Origin of the sequence: Granulicatella sp. 20925_1_28 (assembly GCF_041433575.1) — a bacterium.
Taxonomy (GTDB): Bacteria; Bacillota; Bacilli; order Lactobacillales; family Aerococcaceae; genus Granulicatella.
In genome coordinates this window covers 1-17,747 of sequence record NZ_JAPWBS010000022.1, presented here as the reverse complement: position 1 = coordinate 17,747, position 17,747 = coordinate 1, and the positions used below count along the sequence as shown (strand labels likewise).

Below are 17,747 nucleotides of genomic sequence, written 5' to 3'. Positions count from 1 at the left end.
TTTTGTTTTAGGTTTCAGCGCTTTTAATATAATGGATGTTGGCCTTTTTGTATACACTAAAATAGGGTTGGTGGAAAAATTCCATCAACCCTAAAAATTATAGAACCAATTCTTTTATTTGTTTAAGAGTTTGTTGTATTGCATTCCTTCACGAAGAGCACTTGTATCAGTGCCTAACGCTTCTGCAATCGTATAGGAAAATTCAAATGTTGCCGCTGGTCCACATCCAGTAATCAGTTTTCCATCGACTTCAACGAGATGTCCTGTATAACTTCCTTGATTGATGTCTTTTTCTACTCCAGGATAACAAGTATATTTCTTGTCTTTAAGTAATCCTGCACGATGAAGTGCAATTGGAGCTGCACAAATGGCTGCGATTATTTTTCCTTTTTTAGAATACTCTTTCAGTTTCTTAATAAGGAAATCATCGTCTCGTAGATGAGTGGCTCCTGGAAGTCCTCCTGGTAGTACAAGCGCATCGATATCAGCCCAGTAAAATGTATCTAGTACATCATCCATTTTTACAGAAATCTGATGACTCCCTGTAATCACTTCACTACCAAGTCCTACTGTATGCACCGTATGTCCTGCTCTTCTTAAAATATCAACCGTTGCAAGGCCTTCAATTTCTTCAAATCCTTGCGCGAAAAATACCACGACATTTGCCATTCTTTTGGCCCCCTCTTATTTTTTGAATAAGCCCATTACGCCACGTGTAATTACACGACCTACTTCACGACCCACACTTGACATGACGTTCTTAGTGAAGCGATCCATTGCTGAATCTCCGCGTTTTGTAGCGGCTTGACGTGCTTGACGTTCTAATTCTTTTTGTTCACGTTCACGTTCTTTTTCTTCTAATTTTGCTTGTTTTTCAGCTTCTTTTTGTGCAAGAGCTTCTTGTTTTTCAGCTTCTTTACGCTCTAATTCAGCTTGCTTTTCAGCTTCTTTTTGCGCAATTTCAGCTTCTTTTTCTTGTTGGAACTGTTCATCTAAAGCAGCTAATTGCTCATGAGCTGATTCACGGTCAAACATTTCTGCGTATTTATCGTAGAATGCTGATTGATTGATTAATTGTTGACGAACAAGTGGGTCACCTGCTTCTAATTTACTCTTAGGAGGATAAATCGATACCACTTCTGCAAAGCTTGGAGAACCGTCTTCTTGAAGTGTTGAAACCACTGCATCCCCTACTTTAAGGTTTGTAATCACTGTTACTAAGTCTTGTCCATCTTCTTGACGGAAAGTTTCTGCAACTGCTCTTACGTTCTTTTGTTCAGCAGGAGTGAACGCACGTAATCCATGTTGCACGCGGTTCCCTAATTGGCTCGCGATAGCATTTGGAATATCTGTTGGATTTTGTGTTACAAAGAAAATACTAATTCCTTTAGAACGGATTAGACGAACAATTAATTCAATCTTCTCTTGAACTGCAGTATTGCTTTGACTGAATAATACGTGAGCTTCATCAAAGAAGAAGACTAATTTTGGTTTATCTAAGTCTCCAACTTCTGGTAAGTTTTCGTATAATTCTGATAAGAACCATAATAAGAATGTTGCATACAATTTTGGTGTTTGGAATAATTTTTCAGATGCTAAAATATTAATCACTCCGCGACCATTTTGATCTTGTTTGAATAAATCATTGATTTCAAAAGCAGGTTCACCGAAGAATTGATCTCCACCTTGTTGTTCTAATACGAGTAAGCTACGTAAAATAGAACCGATAGATTGTTGTGCGATATTTCCGTATAAGTTACGTAATTCCCCAGCATGTGCGCCAACGTAATTTAACATTGCACGTAAGTCTTTAATGTCGATTAATAATAATCCTTGGTCATCAGCTACTTTAAACGCAATGTTTAAAATACCTTCTTGAGTTTCATTTAAACCTAATAATTGAGCTAATAAAATTGGTCCCATTTCTGAGATTGTAGTACGGATGTTAATTCCGTTTTCCCCAAAGACATCCCAGAAAGCAACAGGATATGAGCTTGGTTCGAAGTCTTCTACATGAACTTTTGCCAAGCGTTCTGCAATTTTCTCAGTTACTTCGCCTTTTTCAGCAAGGCTTGCTAAATCCCCTTTAATATCTGATAAGAATACAGGAACTCCTGCTTCACTTAATTGCTCCGCTAATACTTTTAACGTTACAGTTTTACCTGTACCTGTAGCCCCTGCAATGACACCGTGACGGTTTAGTTTATTCGCCATAAATTGAGCTGGTTTTGAACCATATCCGAAAGAAATAGTTTGAGTCATAAAACTCCTCCTTTTATTTTTTTCTACTCTTCTACAATAGTACAGAAAGCGCTAAAATGCTACTAAAAAGCCGACTTTGCAGTAGATTATTTGACTTATTTTGAACATCAAAGTATATTACTGTTGGACAGAATAAATTTTTTTAAGGAGAAACCATTATGAAATGGAAAATTATTGCAGATTCAGGTTGCGATTTACGCGAAATCGAGAATCTTGCTCCAGACACAGAATATGTCAACGTACCACTGATTGTTCAAGTAGGTGACAAACACTATATAGATGATGCTTCTTTAGACATCGATGCTATGATGATTGAAATGTATCAAACCAAAGACAAAACCGCTTCAGCCTGCCCTAGCCCAGATGCATTCCTTGAAGCGTATAAAGGTGCAGAGAATGTCATCGCCATTACTATTACAGGCGGCCTATCAGGTAGTCAAAATAGTGCGCAATTAGCAAAAAATATGCTATTAGAAGAAGCCCCTGAAACAAATATCGAAGTGTTCGATAGCCTTTCAGCAAGTGGTGAGATGGTTCTTTTCGTACAAAAGGCAAACGAACTGATTGCACAAGGACTCTCTTTTGAAGAAGTCGTAGCTGCGTTAAAAGATTATTTAGCAAGTACAAAACTATTATTCGCACTAGCTCGTGTCGATAACTTAGTGAAAAATGGTCGTTTAAACAAAATAGTCGGTGCCGTAATCGGAATGCTCAATATCCGCTTAGTCGGTAACGCATCTCCAGAAGGAACTTTAAACCTTCTTCACAAAGCAAAAGGTCAAAAGAAAGCTGTCCAAGCAGTTTGGGCTGAAATGAAGAAGAATGGGTACAAGGGTGGTCGCGTGGTTATTAGCCATTGCAGTAACCCAGAAATCTGCGGCTTAATTCAAGCAGCCGTTCATAGCGAATTCCCAGGTGCGGATGTGACAAGCATTCATACAAGCGGTGTCTGCAGCTATTATGCAGAACAAGGCGGAATCTTAATGGGATACGAAGCTTAATCTTAAAATAGGAAAAACCACTCTAATCACATGGATTAGAGTGGTTTTTCTTTGCTTAGAATAATGCTTTTAATTCTACATCTGGATGTTTATCTTTGAACCAGTTTAAGGCAAATTGGTTTTCAAATAAGAACACTGGTTGGTCAAATCGGTCGCGACATAATAAGTTACGGCTTGAAGACATATTTGGATCCAGTTGTTCTTCGTCAATCCATCTGGCAATCTTACTTCCGATTGGAGTCATGACGACTTCGGCATTGTATTCATTTAACAAGCGGTATTGGAACACTTCGAATTGCAGTTGACCAACGGCACCTAGGATATATTCTCCTGTATGGTAGGTCTTGTACAATTGAATAGCTCCTTCTTGTACTAATTGCTCAATACCTTTATGGAATGATTTTTGTTTCATCACGTTTTTGGCAGAAACTTTATTAAAGAGTTCTGGCGTAAATTGTGGGAGTGGTTCGAACTGCACAGCAGCTTTTCCTGAGTAAATCGTATCTCCGATTTGGAAGTTCCCTGTATCGTAAAGTCCGATAATATCCCCTGCTACGGCTGCTTTCACTGTTTCACGGCTATCTGCCATAAACTGCGTTGTATGTGATAATTTCATTTTCTTTTGCGAACGGTTCACGGTAATATCCATTCCTGGAACGAATTCTCCTGAACAGATACGTACAAATGCGATACGGTCGCGGTGTGCTGGGTTCATGTTTGCTTGAATCTTGAAGATGAATCCTGTGAATTGTTCTTGAAGTGGGTCTACCAGTTCTCCTGATTCAGTTTTCTTAGCAGATGGACTTGGTGCAAAGTCAACGAACGCGTCTAGGAACGTTTGAACCCCAAATCCTGTTAATGCTGAACCGAAGAATACAGGCGTTAATTTACCCGCTGCAATCTTTTCCTCATCAAACGCATTTCCTGCTTCTAATAAGAGCTGTGCATCTTCAATGGCTTGGCTATATAGCGTTGATTGTTTAAAAGCATAATCACCGTCCACTTCGCCCTCTTCGTTCAATGGTAAGAAGTCATTATCTTCATTTTCTTCTGGGTGCATCAATTCTACACGTTTATTGTAAATATCATATAAGCCAAGGAATGTTTTTCCCATCCCCATTGGCCAGTTCATTGGATACGCGTCAATGCCTAATACTTCTTCTAATTCCGCGATTAATTCTAATGGTTCACGTCCATCACGGTCTAATTTGTTGATGAAAGTGAAGATTGGAATGCCACGCATACTACAAACTTCGAATAATTTCTTCGTTTGCGGCTCAATCCCTTTGGCACTGTCGATCACCATCACGGCACTATCCACGGCCATTAATGTACGATACGTATCTTCTGAGAAGTCCTCGTGCCCTGGTGTGTCCACAATATTAATATGGTTTCCATCGTATTCCACTTGCATTACTGAACTCGTTACAGAAATCCCACGTTGCTTTTCGATTTCCATCCAGTCTGATTTTGCAAACTTCCCTGTTTTCTTCCCTTTTACGGTACCCGCTTGACGAATCGCTCCCCCGTATAAGAGTAATTGTTCTGTAATCGTTGTTTTCCCAGCATCCGGGTGGGAAATAATCGCAAATGTCTTGCGAGATTGTACTTCTTCTTTTAAGTGTGACATGAGTATCTCCTTCGTGTTTATTCTCAAGTATTATAGCCGATTTTCACAATTTTTAAAAGTTTAAAAACACCCTCTAGAAGGATTTAGGAAAGTGCGGTATACTTATAGACAGTAAAATGTCTTTCAGGAGGTCGCTCAATGTCGAAAGAATTACCCATCATTTATATTAGCTTAACCGGAAATACACATAACTTTGTCACACGTTTAAAAGACCACTTACGCTTCTTGGAGCCCTCTTTAAACGTGACACTAACCAATGTCAAAGACCTTGTTAAAGGCCAAGAAGACTACTTCAAAGTAGGTAAACCATTTGTTGCCTTTCTTCCAACTTACTTAGAAGGTGGAAATGGTGTGGATAACGGAGATGTGGAAGTCTTAACGAATCCACTAGGTGATTTCTTAGCCTATGAACATAATTACGCACATTGCTTTGGTGTGATTGGTAGCGGAAATCGTAACTTTAATAAGCAATTCTGTCTCACTGCCCGTCAATATTCTGAGCGTTTTGGTTTCCCAGTGCTCGATGAATTTGAATTACGCGGAAGTAACCGCGATGTGGCGCGCATTGCTGCAATGCTTCTTGAAAAAATCTAAACACATAAATAGGCCCGTAGATCCATTCTGCGAGCCTTTCTTTTTATTTAAAATAGGTTTTGCATTTTTCACTAAAGCCAACTAACGCTTCTATTGTTGCAGGTTCCATCGCGGTATGTCCTGCTGCCTGTGCAAAGATGAGTTCTGCTCCTTCGACTGCTTGAGCGAGTTCAAATGCCGCACTCGGCAGGCAGTCCACATCATAACGACCATGAACGATATGCATTGGAATTCCCTTGAAGGCCTCTGCACGATTCAAGATGTAATTATCGTCTGCCACAAAGCAATGATGATAGAAGAAATGGCATTCCATTCGTGCAATCGTCAGCGCACCGCGTATGCCCGCTTCATCCCAGACAATCGGGTCATACGGAATCAATTTCACGAGTCCATGTTCCCACTCTGCCCACGCACGCGCTGCCTCTAGACAAATCGATTCATCCTCTGAAGTTAAACGTTTGTAGTACGCATTGACTAACACTCCTTGTTCCTCAACTGGAATCGGCGCTTTAAACTTCTCGAAGTTCTCTGGATAAAAATGAGATGCCCCATCTTGGTATAACCAATCGACATCGCTTTGACGACCTAGGAAGATGCCACGAAGCATTAATCCTACGACTCGTTCACGGTGTGCAATCGTGTAATGTAAGGCCAGCGTTGTCCCCCAGCTACCACCAAAGACAAGCCATTTTTCAATCCCGAGTGCTGTGCGGATTTTTTCCATATCAGCCACTAAAGCCTGCGTGGTGTTTTCTTCTAAAGAAGCAAATGGTGTACTTTTTCCACATCCACGTTGATCGAATTGGATGATGCGATAAAACTCCGGATCAAAAAACTGACGATTTGCTGGAGACGATGCTCCTCCTGGTCCGCCATGTAACACAACCACTGGATGACCAAGGGGATTCCCTGACTCTTCCACATAAATGGTATGCAAAGGGCTCACTAGAATCATGTGTTCTTTATAGATTTCGATTTCTGGATATAATTCTGTTCTCATTTCTTGGCTCCTTTAATCACTTCTTGTACTCTCTTTTGAAATTCTGGTAAGACTTCTTTTTCAAACCATGGATTTTTTGCCATCCATCGACGGTTTAGAGGTGACGGATGTACGAGTGGAAACATTTTTGGTAAGTACTCTTTATAGGCTCTGACTGTTTCCGTTAAATTCTTCTTCTTTGTATCTTTTAAATAATAGTCTTGTGCGTATTTTCCAACCAATACTATCAGTTCAATATCCGGCATTAAGGCTAGCGTTTCTTCATGCCATTTCTCGGCAAAACCTTTGCGAGGTGGAAGGTCTCCAGATTTTCCTTTTCCTGGATAATAGTAATCCATCGGAACGACCGCAAATAAATCCGATTGATAGAAGAAATCACGAGTTACGCCCATCCAACTTCTGAGGTTATCACCACTTTGGTCATTCCAAAACAAGCGACTCTCTTGCGCTTTAATCCCAGGTGCTTGCCCTACAATCAAAATTTTCGCTTTTCGTGGCGCAGAAAATAAAGGCGCTATGCCTTCTTTAGTATACTTAGCATTTTGTGGATCTTCTTCAATCTTCTGTATTAACTTTTCTAAATCGTTCATTTTATGACCACCTTTCCTTTTTAGAATACTCCGATAGCCTTACTTGTGCAAATGCTTGAGTGTAGAAAGACAAAAAAACACCTAACCTCACGAGTGAGATTAGGTGCTTCAACAATTTTATTTTAAGCGTGGAGTCTTCAAAGTACGAGGGAGTGTTTTGCTTGAAAGCACTCGTGGTAATGTATGTGATTTTTCTTTTGATGCTGGACGGTAGGGAACCGGTCTTGTAGCACGTGTATCCACATACACATCTCTTGAAGTATTTGAACGACTTGAAGCCGATTGTAGCGCTTGTTTTGTTGCTTGTTTTTTCGCTTGTGAGCGAAGTTTTGGATTTGAAACTTTATTTTGCGGACGATATACACGTTGCGGTACGGCTTCGGTAGCGACTACTGGAGTAGATGTCCTTTGTGCTCTATTGACAGTGGCATCAGCCCCAGTTCTTTGAGCAGAACGCGTATTTCCAGTTCGAGCTCTACGAGTATTTCTACGAGCCTGTTTTTGTTTTCCTTTAATTCCGAAGAAAACAGCGATGATAAGGATGATATAAAATGCTCCTTTACCGAGTCCTTCAGCAATTTTGTCTGTATCTAGTTGATCAAAGAAGTTATCAATTTGATCAAAGACATCTTTGCTTTCAGAGCCTTTTGCATTCCCTTTCGAGTCACTCGCGTTTGAATTATTGGTGTTTGAACTCTTTTCGTTCGAGTTCGCAGCTTTCGCGGCAGTAGTAGCTTCTTCTTCCTCTTCACTTGCATTGGCCAAATCCTCTAGAAATTTGTTTCGTTCTTTGTCCGTTGCCGTGAATTGAAACGCTTTTGTGACTTTCCCATCTTCGACAGGAATCAAATCATAATAGATAACATTATGGTCTTCAATGGTCTCAACAAATGATTGAACTATGAGGCTATTATCTGTATCTCGATATACGTAAAGTCGAATACCGCCCTTCCCTGTTGGAAGATTTTTAATTTGAACAGGAACTTTAATCTCTTTATATTGAGGATTATTATAAGTTAACTTAATCGTCACTGTCGCATTATAATCTTCCCCATCCACAAAGTCGATTTTTTGTTCAAAGGCACCTTGAATCTTCATCTTTGTGGTGTCTACTGGTTGTTGAGTTTCAGCATTGACTGTTGAAACACGTGCAAAGGTTCCTACTAACAATAAAGTGGCAATCAGTACCGCAAGCCATTTCAACCCAAAGAAAGATTTGTTAGCTTGTTGTTTCATGATTATTTACCTGCTTCGTCCCAAACTTTACGTCCTGATGCTAATGAAGCAATGTTTTCAGCGATTTTTGCGTTGTTTTGTCCATCCATTAATACAACTGTATTGTTTGGACCTTCAGCAAGAGCTTTTTTAGCGTCGATTGCTAAGTATTCTAATGCAGCCGCATTTAAGTTAGATTCGTTTAATGCGTTGTTGATTGCTGTTAATTGAGCAACAGTTGCTTGAGTGTCAATTGCGATTTTTTCAGCATGTGCACGAGCATCTGCTAATAATTTGTTGTTTTGAGTTCTTGTATCCATTTCAACTGTTTTTTGACGAGCGTCAGCAGCGATTAACGCAGCATCACGTTCACGGTCAGCAGTGATTTGTTTGTTCATCGCTTCAACGATGCTTTGTGGAGGAATTACTTCACCGATGTTAACACGGTCGATTGTAACCCCGTAAGAGTCTGTTTTACCGAATACACGTTGGTTTAAATCAGTGTTGATTTTGTTAGTACCACCAAGGATTTCAGCCATTGTCATTGTACCGATAATGTCACGTAATTCGTTTTGGATATCTAAAAGTAATAATCCTTCTGGGTTTGTGTTTCCATATAAGTATTCTTCAAGATTATCAACGTGGTATTTAGCTGAAGCGTCAATTGTTAAATTAACGTTGTCTTTTGTGATGATTTCTTGAGGATCTAAGTCTAATGAACGTTGACGCATATCTACAACGTAAGCAATGTTACGAATGATTGGTGTTACAAAGTGTAATCCTGGTCCTAATTCTCCAACATAACGTCCAAATGATTGAACAGCAGCTTTGTGTCCTTGTTGAACGATACGAATTGATTTGAACGCAATGATTAATAAGAGTAATACTACGACGATAATTAAGATTGTTACTGGCATTTTAAATTTCCTTCTTTCTAAATAGTTACATATACTAATTTTTCTGGATTGATTTCCTCAATCACTTTTACATATACCAACCCATCCTCGTAGTCAATGACTTCAAGTGGTTGTCCTTCTTCGACTGACATAACATCCAAAATTTTATATGGATAGTTCCGTCCTCGGTAATTAAACGTTCCGAAGACTTGTTCGGAGAACGCCTTAAACTGTCCATGCAATAATGTTTTAATTGCATCCGGCCAGTTTTCAACTTTTTTCTGATGACTTTCGACTTCATTTTCGATGACCGACCGGAAATAAGTTGATACGTCTGTTGAGATAATCTTCAAAAATGCTTCTTTCAAAGAAGGCTCAATCGTAAAGTTAATCCGTTCAGTCTTATTTTCGTTCGACCATGGTTGTTTTCTCATACCCATTCTCCTTTCTTTACATCTCTTGATGAACATATTATAACACGTTCTGAATATAATACAAGTGTAATATCTCTTAAAATGTAAATTTTTCACCTAAAGTGCATTTTTGTTCAAAAACATTGATATACCAAGGATTATTTTATATGAAAATATCCAAAAATCTGAGCAAATAATATTAAGAAACTATAAAATTCCAAAAACATAATATAATTTGTGGTTTTTGGATATTAAAAATACGGTTTTTACTTTTTCCCCTTTAAAAGTACTCACTTTCACTTTTATTATCTTATACTAGGCGCTTGAACAACCATAAAAAGCTACAAGTTAAAAACTTGTAGCTTTTTATGGTTGTTAATTATATTTTTCCAATTACGCAAGCACATTTTTGAACTCTTCTAGTGTTATCTTATATGTACTAAACAGATAGTATATTTCAATAATTTCTTATCTCATGCCAGGCAATAATCATAATAGCATTTCTCCATCTATCCACACAAAATTATTATGTTTGGTAAATATGAAAATCATTTTATTTTTCTTTATTATCTAAAATCTTGTTTACTCCTTAATTAACCCTCACATCATATTTATTTACAATCTCCAGAGTTATTATAAAAATAAAGATAATTCTTAAAATTGGTTTATTAATAATATTGCATCTGGATTATATCCTAGTTTTCCTTTTGTCTATTATCTACAGAATTTTTTTGATAAGGTGTATCAAATTTTTTAGTTACAGGATCTATAACTAAAACATCAGTATTTTCATAAGATAACACCTTTCTTCCAAGTATTGTAGTAACTGGATCTTCTATCGGCCACAAAACACCTATAATCCTAGCATTCATATGTTGATATATTTTTATTATTTGTGGCGCTCCTCCAATTGTAGACCCACTATCACTTTTGTATTTCTTTAGTAATTCAACAACTACATCTAACGGTTCCATATCAAAATGTGGTTCGCTTTTAAAAAAATTAAAGCCCATTTTAATTTTTCCTAGCTCATAATACTTTTTAATTGCACAAGACTTCATATCACCAGCAAATATTATTTTCCCATAAGGTTTAACTTTATACATTGAGTCAGCTACAAACTTTCCTACATTTTTTTGATATCTAATTCTCCAAACCATAAATTTTTTATTAATCCATGAGTAGCCGCCAAATAAAAATTCTATATTTTCGAAAGTATCAGTTCTAATCTCATTAACTAAATTATTAGGAAAACCACTAAAATCAATTGAAGCAACAGTACTATTTACCACGTTTAAAATGTGTCCTTTTAAATTCGTTACATCCATAAACCGATTTTTTGAGTTGTTATGCACCATGATTGTTTCTTCAATTTGATTAATTAATGGAAACGCAATATCCGTATTTCCAGCAAATGAGATAAAAGCATCTTTTCTAGGTAATATACTAAGCTTCCTACATTCATCCCATTTCATCCCGTTACCTGACAACCTGCTATCAGATACAACATATAGTTCTTCACAACCTTTGATTTCTCTTACCCAAGCAATAGTTATTGTCATTTTTCCTCCTTTTTAACAGCAAAAAATTTTCTTTAGTTATATTTCCTACTAAAATACTCTAATCCTATAATAACATTTTTTTCAAGTAAACAAATTCTCATTGATTTAACTTCAACAATTATCTTTTTGTTACTCTCTTTAACTTCAATTAACAAACTAATAATAATCAACCTAGGCGTTTAAACACCTCACATTGTTATCTAAACTACATTTCCCTTACCTTTCTTTCATTTATTAACATTAAATTCAATCTTGATTTTTATTAATAAATGAATATTTTATAGTATAAAAACTAAATAGCACTTTAAATAATAGTATAGAAATGAATTTATCTGTGTCCTATAAATGAACTAATGAATTAGTTTTGATAATTCGATTACAAAATACTTGTATTATAACTAACATAATACTATAAAAAACAACCCCTAGAAACATAGCTTTATCAACGTTTCTAGGGTGTTACTATAAACTAACCTACGCTACCCTCCATCTCGTACGCGATTAAACGGTTTAATTCAACGGCATACTCCATTGGAAGCTCTTTTGTAAATGGTTCAACGAATCCCATAACAATCATCTCTGTTGCTTCTGACTCGCTAATACCGCGACTCATCAAGTAGAACAATTGCTCTTCTGAGATTTTTGACACTTTCGCTTCATGCTCGAGTGCTACTTTGTCATTATGAATTTCGTTAAATGGAATCGTGTCTGATTTCGACTTGTCATCCATAATAATCGTGTCACATTCGATATGCGAAATAGAATAATCTGATTTCTTCCCAAAGGTTACTTGACCGCGGTAGTTCACAGCTCCGCCATCTTTAGCAATCGATTTTGAAACGATTGAACTTGAAGTATGTGGCGCGTTATGAATCATCTTCGCACCTGTATCTTGGTGTTGGCCTTCTCCTGCAAATGCGATTGATAACATTGTACCTTTGGCGTATGGTCCTTCTAGGAAAACGGATGGATATTTCATCGTTGTCTTCGCCCCAAGGTTCCCATCGATCCACTCAACCGTTCCGTGAGCAGCAGCTCTGGCACGTTTTGTTACTAAGTTATACACGTTATCCGACCAGTTTTGAATCGTTGTATAACGGCAGTACCCACCCTCTTCAACGAAGATTTCGACGATCGCAGCATGCAAGCTGTTTGAAGAGTACGTTGGCGCTGTACATCCTTCAACATAGTGCACGCTTGCTCCTTCGTCTACGATAATAAGCGTACGTTCGAATTGCCCCATGTTTTGGTCGTTGATACGGAAGTACGTTTGAAGCGGTACATCACATTTCACGCCTTTTGGCACATAGATGAACGTTCCACCTGACCATACAGCTGAGTTTAACGCAGCTAATTTGTTGTCTGTTGGTGGTACTAGTTTTGCAAAATACTTTTTGAATAATTCAGGATACTCTTTTAAGGCTGAGTCTGTATCTGTAAAGATGATTCCAAGTTTATCGAACTCTTCTTTCATATTATGGTAAACCACTTCAGACTCGAATTGCGCAGAAGCACCGGCTAAATACGCACGCTCTGCTTCTGGAATCCCGATTTTCTCGAAAGTATCTTTAATCTTCTCAGGAACATCATCCCAAGAACGCGCTGGCTTATCGCTGGCACGTTTGAAGTACGTAATCGCATCAAAATCAATATCTGAAAGGTCCGCACCCCATGTTTGCATTGGCATATTTTCGAATGCCTTCAATGATTTTAATCGGAAATCAAGCATCCATTGTGGCTCGTTTTTCACTTGTGAAATCGTACGAACGACTTCCTCGCTTAATCCCATTCCTGTTTCATAAACAGGTGTTACATCCTCATGAAAGCCATATTTGTAATCGGCTAATTCAGGAACTCCACTCATTTTGTCACCACTTTCTTATGCTTTCTCATTTTCTACTGCACGTTCTAATGCTTTCCACGCAAGCGTGGCACATTTGATACGCGCTGGGAATTTTTGAACACCGGCAAGTAACGCCGCATCCCCTAAAGGTTCTTCGTCCACGGTTTCACCCTGCACTAGACTTGAGAAATCTTCTGCTAGAGCGACCGCTTCGTCAACTGTCTTTCCAATAATCGCATCACTCATCATGCTGGCACTCGCCATACTAATCGTACAGCCGTGTCCGTCAAAGTGAACATCTTCGATCACGCCGTTGTCATTTACAACGAGCTGCAACTGCAACACATCTCCACACGTTGGATTATTAAATTCAATCGTTGGAATGCTCGCATCATCTACCAATCCTTTATGGTGCGGATGAGACGAATGATCCAAAATCACCTGACGATAAAGCTGATCTAATTTAGATAAGGCCATATTGGAAAAACTCCTTTACTTTTTCTAATGCTTCTAAAAACTGTTCTGCTTCTTGAAGCGTGTTATAAATATAAAAACTTGCACGGCATGTTGCCGATACATCGAGCCATCGCATCAAAGGTTGTGCGCAATGATGTCCTGCACGAACTGCAAATCCTTCCATATCGAGCGCCGTTGCGACGTCATGTGGATGGATTCCGTCGATAGTAAAACTAATGACTCCAGAATGTTTTTCTGGGTCACTCGGCCCATATACCGTCACACCTTCCATCTCTTGCATCTTTGGTAAGAGATAAGAGACTATTTCTTGTTCATGCTGATGGATATTCTCCATACCGATTTCTTCTAAATAATCAATGGCAGCAGCCAGTCCAATGGCTCCTGCGATATTTGGAGTGCCGGCTTCGAATTTCCACGGCAATTCATTCCATGTACTCTCTTGGTCGTACACAAAATCAATCATTTCTCCGCCGAATTCTACAGGATTCATTTCTTGAAGAAGTGCTTCTTTTCCATATAAGACGCCAATGCCTGTTGGAGCAAGCATCTTATGTCCACTAAAGGCATAGAAGTCACAGTCTAACTCTTGGACATTCACTCTTTGGTGTGGCGCTGCTTGAGCACCATCCACAACAAGGATGCCTCCTACTGCGTGAACCATTTCAGCTACACGCTTCACATCTGTTACTGTTCCAAGCACGTTTGAAGCATGGTTTATTGAAACGATTTTTGCCTTTTCGGTTAAAGATGATTCGGCTGCTTCAAGGTCTAATTCCCCCTCTTTCGTTAATAAAAAATAACGTAAGACGGCTCCTGTTTGTTTGGCCACTTGTTGCCAAGGCACCACATTCGAATGGTGCTCAGCAGGGCTAATCCATATTTCGTCTCCTTCTTGGAGGCGATTCGGCGCAAACCCTTGTGCAACCCAGTTTAAGCTAGTTGTCGTTCCACGCGTAAAGAGCACTTCTTTTGTGCTACTAGCGTTAATAAATTTCGCTACTTTAGTTCGAGATGCTTCGTATAAGTCAGTGGCTTCCTGAGCCAGTGTATGCACCCCACGATGAATATTGGCATTGTGAGTTGCGTAGAATTTCTCAACGGCTTCTACGACTGGACGTGGCTTTTGGGTTGTGGCTGCATTGTCTAAATAGACTAGCACTTCATCGTTGACTTCACGCTTTAATATTGGAAAGTCTTCTCGAATCGTTTTACTAATCATAGCTAGCAACCAACTTTTGTTCAATCATGTCCACAAGTTCTTTTTGAAGAGCACTTGAAGGAATTGAACGAATAACGGCTCCTAAGAATCCACGAATAACTAGGCGTTTCGCCTCAGCTTCTGAGATTCCACGGCTTGTTAAGTAGAATAATTGTTCATCATCCACTTGCCCTACGCTCGCTGCGTGTCCTGCCGTTACTTCATTTTCATCGATTAAAAGAATTGGGTTTGCGTCTCCACGTCCGCCTTCTGAAAGCATCAGTACACGGCTTTCTTGTTGCGCATCTGCGAATTTCGCCCCTTTAATAATATGTCCAATTCCGTTAAAGGTTAATGTTGATTTATCTAAAATAACACCGTGTTGCAAGATATGTCCTACTGAATGTGGCGCATAGTTTGTCACACGTGTATCGATTCCTTGTACTTGGCGTCCTGTAGAAATACCGATGACGTTCACTTGTGAATGAGAACCGTCTCCGCGTAATTCAGAGTCGAAGTCCGCAATCACATTTCCGTCATTCATAATGCCAAGCGCCCAGTTAATCGTTGCATCTTTTTCAAGGTAGCCACGACGGTTTACATAAGCATCTGTTGATTGACCTAACGTATCAACGGCCGCAAACTGAACTTTCGCCCCTTGTTTTGCGATTACTTCTACTACAATATTGGCTGTATTCTTTTTGTCACCGATACTTTCAAAACGTTCTACATAGGAGACCGAGCTGTTTTCGTCCGCCACGATTAACACGTGTTTCACGAACGCTTCGTCCACTAAGTTATTTTGAACGAAATGAGATTCAATAATATCTTTTACGTCTACATTTTTAGGAATATAAATAAATACTCCTGAGTTGACCATAGCAGCGTGGTAAGCCGTTAAGCTATCTTCATCAACTGGTACTGCCTTTGTCATATAGTACGGTTTTACGAGCTCCGGATATTGTTCCAGGGCATCAAATAAATCCATCACGAGAACGTCCTTCAACGCTGTTTCAACATTCATTTCTTCCCAGTAGGATACCGCACCAAGTTGCACAATTTTTGCACTTCCTGCTGCTGTTGGAATCACTTTTGGAAGTTCTTCAATCATTGAAGTGCCTTCGCCGATTGCTGATTGGAATAAGTTCCAACGGTGGAATTTCACACGTTCAATAAATGGCAAGTCTAGTGTTTTAGCTAGTTCCAAGCCTTTTAAACGTGTTTGTAGAAACCACTCTGGTTCATTCTTTGTAAGAGAGAATGTAGTGATTTCTTCTGGTGTTATGGTTAATTTTGTCTCTGCCACAATCTCACTCCTACTCTTGATGTTCAATCTTGATTCCTAATTCTTCACTGATCCCTTTATATCCTTCAGCTTCTAAGCGACGAGCAAGAGAAGCATCTCCCGTCATCACAACACGACCATCCATCATAATATGCACCACATCTGGTTCAATGTAGTTTAAGAGACGTTGGTAGTGCGTAATAATTAATGATCCAAAGTTATCTCCACGCATTGCGTTTACTCCACGAGAAACCACTTTTAGCGCGTCAATATCTAACCCTGAGTCGATTTCATCTAGAATTGCAAATGTTGGTTCAATCATTAATAATTGAAGAATCTCGTTACGTTTTTTTTCCCCACCTGAGAATCCTTCGTTTAAATAACGTTCTGCCATTTCTTCTGGCATATCTAAAAGGGCCATTTTTTCATCTAATTTCTTGATGAATTCACGAACTCCCATTTTATCGTCTTCCTCACGACGAGCATTGATAGCTGAACGCATGAATTCTGCATTTGTCACCCCAACGATTTCGCTTGGATATTGCATCGCTAAGAATAGACCTGCGCGAGCGCGTTCGTCTACTTCCATTTCTAAGACATTTTCGCCGTCTAATAGGATTTCTCCTTCTGTTACTTCATAACTTGGGTGGCCCATAATCGCTGCAGAAAGCGTTGATTTTCCTGTTCCATTTGGTCCCATGACTGCATGAATTTCTCCAGTGTTAATCGTTAAATTAACGCCCTTCAAAATTTCTTTATCTTCAATCGATACATGTAGATTTTTAATCTCTAAAGTTGCCACGATTCATTCTCCTTTATAATCATTCTATTCTGTTATATTTTATCCTAATTGAGAACGATTCGCAAATAGCCGCGCTTTGAAATCGTGTAATAATGCTTTTCATTTTCATGAAAATACGGTATGATGGAACATATTTTTGAAAGAAAGGCTGATGCACATGCAAACTTATCCACTTATTGGTATTGCAGGAAATCATCGCCAAGATAACACGGAAGAAGATCGCTACATTTTATCGTATGCGCCAAATGGTTTTGTCCGTGGTCTTGAAAAGGCAAAAGCGATTCCTGTCATCATTCCCATTAGTAACCCAGAATTTGCAAAAGAATTCATCTCACGGGTCGATGGACTTCTATTAGCGGGTGGACAAGACGTTTCTCCATTATTGTACGGTGAAGAACCACATCTTAATTTGGCACGTACTTATCCTGCTCGCGATGCGTTTGAAATTGAGCTCATTAAAGAAGCTTATAGACAACACAAACCAATCTTTGCGGTGTGTCGCGGCTTACAAATTCTAAACGTCGCTCTTGGCGGAACACTCTACCAAGATATCGAATCACAATACGAAAACATCTCTGTAAAACATACACAAAAAACAATGCCAAGCCAACCAACGCATACGATTCAAATCGCAAGTGGTAGCGAGCTTTCTCGCGTTCTTGGAACAACGACCCCAGTGAACTCTTACCACCACCAAGCGGTTAAACAATTGGCCTCTGACTTTGTTCCAGTTGCTTGGAGTACAGATGGACTAATTGAAGCGTTCGAATCTAAATCTAAAGACCAAAGTGTAGTTGCCGTTCAATGGCATCCTGAATTATTAATTGAAGATAGCAATGTGATGCAAGGTTTATTTGATAACTTTGTGGAGCGTGTAAATCGCTTAAGACAAAATGCATAATAAAAAACTACGAATTCTCACTCGTTGTGAAGTGCACCCTGTCAAGTAGACAGGAAAATAATTAAAGTGTATGACGAG

17 protein-coding genes are annotated in these 17,747 nt (G+C 38.9%); 3 read left to right on the top strand and 14 right to left on the bottom strand.

Annotated elements, in window-relative coordinates; genetic code table 11:
* Positions 1–114: 114 nt before the first annotated feature.
* Complete coding sequence (locus tag O3793_RS08635; RefSeq protein ID WP_371446897.1) at positions 115–669, bottom strand: DJ-1 family glyoxalase III; 555 nt, start codon at positions 667–669, stop codon at positions 115–117.
* 15 nt (positions 670–684) lie between these two features.
* The gene (locus O3793_RS08630) at positions 685–2,262 is read right to left on the bottom strand and encodes a helicase HerA-like domain-containing protein (RefSeq protein ID WP_371446894.1); all 1,578 of its coding nucleotides are present in this window, start codon (positions 2,260–2,262) and stop codon (positions 685–687) included.
* Between the two features lie 158 nt (positions 2,263–2,420).
* Here O3793_RS08630 and O3793_RS08625 point away from each other — a divergent pair, with 158 nt between their 5' ends.
* Entirely contained in the window at positions 2,421–3,263 is an 843-nt protein-coding gene (locus O3793_RS08625) for a DegV family protein (protein ID WP_371446892.1), read from the top strand.
* A 55-nt stretch (positions 3,264–3,318) separates the two neighbouring features.
* Here O3793_RS08625 and O3793_RS08620 read toward each other — a convergent pair whose 3' ends face one another.
* A complete protein-coding gene (locus O3793_RS08620) occupies positions 3,319–4,893 on the bottom strand; it encodes a peptide chain release factor 3 (protein WP_371446890.1) in 1,575 nt (524 codons plus the stop codon).
* A gap of 138 nt (positions 4,894–5,031) precedes the next feature.
* Here O3793_RS08620 and nrdI point away from each other — a divergent pair, with 138 nt between their 5' ends.
* Positions 5,032–5,487, top strand: a complete 456-nt coding sequence (gene nrdI / locus O3793_RS08615) for a class Ib ribonucleoside-diphosphate reductase assembly flavoprotein NrdI (protein ID WP_371446888.1) — start codon at positions 5,032–5,034, stop codon at positions 5,485–5,487.
* 43 nt (positions 5,488–5,530) lie between these two features.
* Here the strand turns inward: nrdI and pip are convergent, their stop codons facing one another.
* From pip to sufC, 11 genes are all read right to left on the bottom strand, one after another.
* Entirely contained in the window at positions 5,531–6,487 is a 957-nt protein-coding gene (gene pip / locus O3793_RS08610) for a prolyl aminopeptidase (RefSeq protein ID WP_371446886.1), read from the bottom strand.
* Positions 6,484–7,077 carry a uracil-DNA glycosylase family protein gene (locus O3793_RS08605; RefSeq protein ID WP_371446884.1) on the bottom strand — a complete coding sequence of 198 codons (594 nt, stop codon included), beginning with the start codon at positions 7,075–7,077 and terminating at the stop codon, positions 6,484–6,486. Before O3793_RS08605 ends, pip begins: the two co-directional genes overlap by 4 nt.
* Positions 7,078–7,194: 117 nt before the next feature.
* Entirely contained in the window at positions 7,195–8,313 is a 1,119-nt protein-coding gene (locus tag O3793_RS08600) for a hypothetical protein (protein WP_371446882.1), read from the bottom strand.
* Positions 8,314–8,315: 2 nt separating this feature from the next.
* Positions 8,316–9,209 (bottom strand): SPFH domain-containing protein, encoded by an 894-nt coding sequence (locus tag O3793_RS08595; RefSeq protein ID WP_371446880.1) that lies wholly within the window; start codon positions 9,207–9,209, stop codon positions 8,316–8,318.
* A gap of 17 nt (positions 9,210–9,226) precedes the next feature.
* On the bottom strand, positions 9,227–9,622 hold the full coding sequence (locus O3793_RS08590; RefSeq protein ID WP_371446878.1) for a hypothetical protein: 396 nt from the start codon (positions 9,620–9,622) through the stop codon (positions 9,227–9,229).
* Between the two features lie 674 nt (positions 9,623–10,296).
* On the bottom strand, positions 10,297–11,163 hold the full coding sequence (locus O3793_RS08585; RefSeq protein WP_371446876.1) for a hypothetical protein: 867 nt from the start codon (positions 11,161–11,163) through the stop codon (positions 10,297–10,299).
* A 469-nt stretch (positions 11,164–11,632) separates the two neighbouring features.
* Entirely contained in the window at positions 11,633–13,027 is a 1,395-nt protein-coding gene (gene sufB / locus O3793_RS08580) for a Fe-S cluster assembly protein SufB (RefSeq protein WP_371446874.1), read from the bottom strand.
* A gap of 15 nt (positions 13,028–13,042) precedes the next feature.
* A complete protein-coding gene (gene sufU / locus O3793_RS08575; RefSeq protein ID WP_048783822.1) occupies positions 13,043–13,483 on the bottom strand; it encodes a Fe-S cluster assembly sulfur transfer protein SufU in 441 nt (146 codons plus the stop codon).
* Positions 13,470–14,702, bottom strand: coding sequence for a cysteine desulfurase (locus O3793_RS08570; RefSeq protein ID WP_371446873.1), 1,233 nt, complete (start codon positions 14,700–14,702; stop codon positions 13,470–13,472). Before O3793_RS08570 ends, sufU begins: the two co-directional genes overlap by 14 nt.
* On the bottom strand, positions 14,695–15,987 hold the full coding sequence (gene sufD, locus O3793_RS08565; RefSeq protein ID WP_371446871.1) for a Fe-S cluster assembly protein SufD: 1,293 nt from the start codon (positions 15,985–15,987) through the stop codon (positions 14,695–14,697). The genes O3793_RS08570 and sufD overlap by 8 nt, the downstream gene beginning before the upstream one ends.
* Positions 15,988–15,997: 10 nt before the next feature.
* Entirely contained in the window at positions 15,998–16,768 is a 771-nt protein-coding gene (gene sufC / locus O3793_RS08560; RefSeq protein WP_371446869.1) for a Fe-S cluster assembly ATPase SufC, read from the bottom strand.
* A gap of 157 nt (positions 16,769–16,925) precedes the next feature.
* Between sufC and O3793_RS08555 the strand changes: the two genes are divergently transcribed.
* A complete protein-coding gene (locus O3793_RS08555; protein ID WP_371446867.1) occupies positions 16,926–17,669 on the top strand; it encodes a gamma-glutamyl-gamma-aminobutyrate hydrolase family protein in 744 nt (247 codons plus the stop codon).
* The last annotated feature ends 78 nt before the right edge of the window (positions 17,670–17,747 follow it).

Coding starts and splice junctions, on each gene's coding strand:
- O3793_RS08635 (WP_371446897.1), bottom strand. CDS start 669: ATGGCAAATGTCGTGGTATTTTTCGCGCAAGGATTTGAAGAAATTGAA.
- O3793_RS08630 (WP_371446894.1), bottom strand. CDS start 2,262: ATGACTCAAACTATTTCTTTCGGATATGGTTCAAAACCAGCTCAATTT.
- O3793_RS08625 (WP_371446892.1), top strand. CDS start 2,421: ATGAAATGGAAAATTATTGCAGATTCAGGTTGCGATTTACGCGAAATC.
- O3793_RS08620 (WP_371446890.1), bottom strand. CDS start 4,893: ATGTCACACTTAAAAGAAGAAGTACAATCTCGCAAGACATTTGCGATT.
- nrdI (WP_371446888.1), top strand. CDS start 5,032: ATGTCGAAAGAATTACCCATCATTTATATTAGCTTAACCGGAAATACA.
- pip (WP_371446886.1), bottom strand. CDS start 6,487: ATGAGAACAGAATTATATCCAGAAATCGAAATCTATAAAGAACACATG.
- O3793_RS08605 (WP_371446884.1), bottom strand. CDS start 7,077: ATGAACGATTTAGAAAAGTTAATACAGAAGATTGAAGAAGATCCACAA.
- O3793_RS08600 (WP_371446882.1), bottom strand. CDS start 8,313: ATGAAACAACAAGCTAACAAATCTTTCTTTGGGTTGAAATGGCTTGCG.
- O3793_RS08595 (WP_371446880.1), bottom strand. CDS start 9,209: ATGCCAGTAACAATCTTAATTATCGTCGTAGTATTACTCTTATTAATC.
- O3793_RS08590 (WP_371446878.1), bottom strand. CDS start 9,622: ATGAGAAAACAACCATGGTCGAACGAAAATAAGACTGAACGGATTAAC.
- O3793_RS08585 (WP_371446876.1), bottom strand. CDS start 11,163: ATGACAATAACTATTGCTTGGGTAAGAGAAATCAAAGGTTGTGAAGAA.
- sufB (WP_371446874.1), bottom strand. CDS start 13,027: ATGAGTGGAGTTCCTGAATTAGCCGATTACAAATATGGCTTTCATGAG.
- sufU (WP_048783822.1), bottom strand. CDS start 13,483: ATGGCCTTATCTAAATTAGATCAGCTTTATCGTCAGGTGATTTTGGAT.
- O3793_RS08570 (WP_371446873.1), bottom strand. CDS start 14,702: ATGATTAGTAAAACGATTCGAGAAGACTTTCCAATATTAAAGCGTGAA.
- O3793_RS08555 (WP_371446867.1), top strand. CDS start 16,926: ATGCAAACTTATCCACTTATTGGTATTGCAGGAAATCATCGCCAAGAT.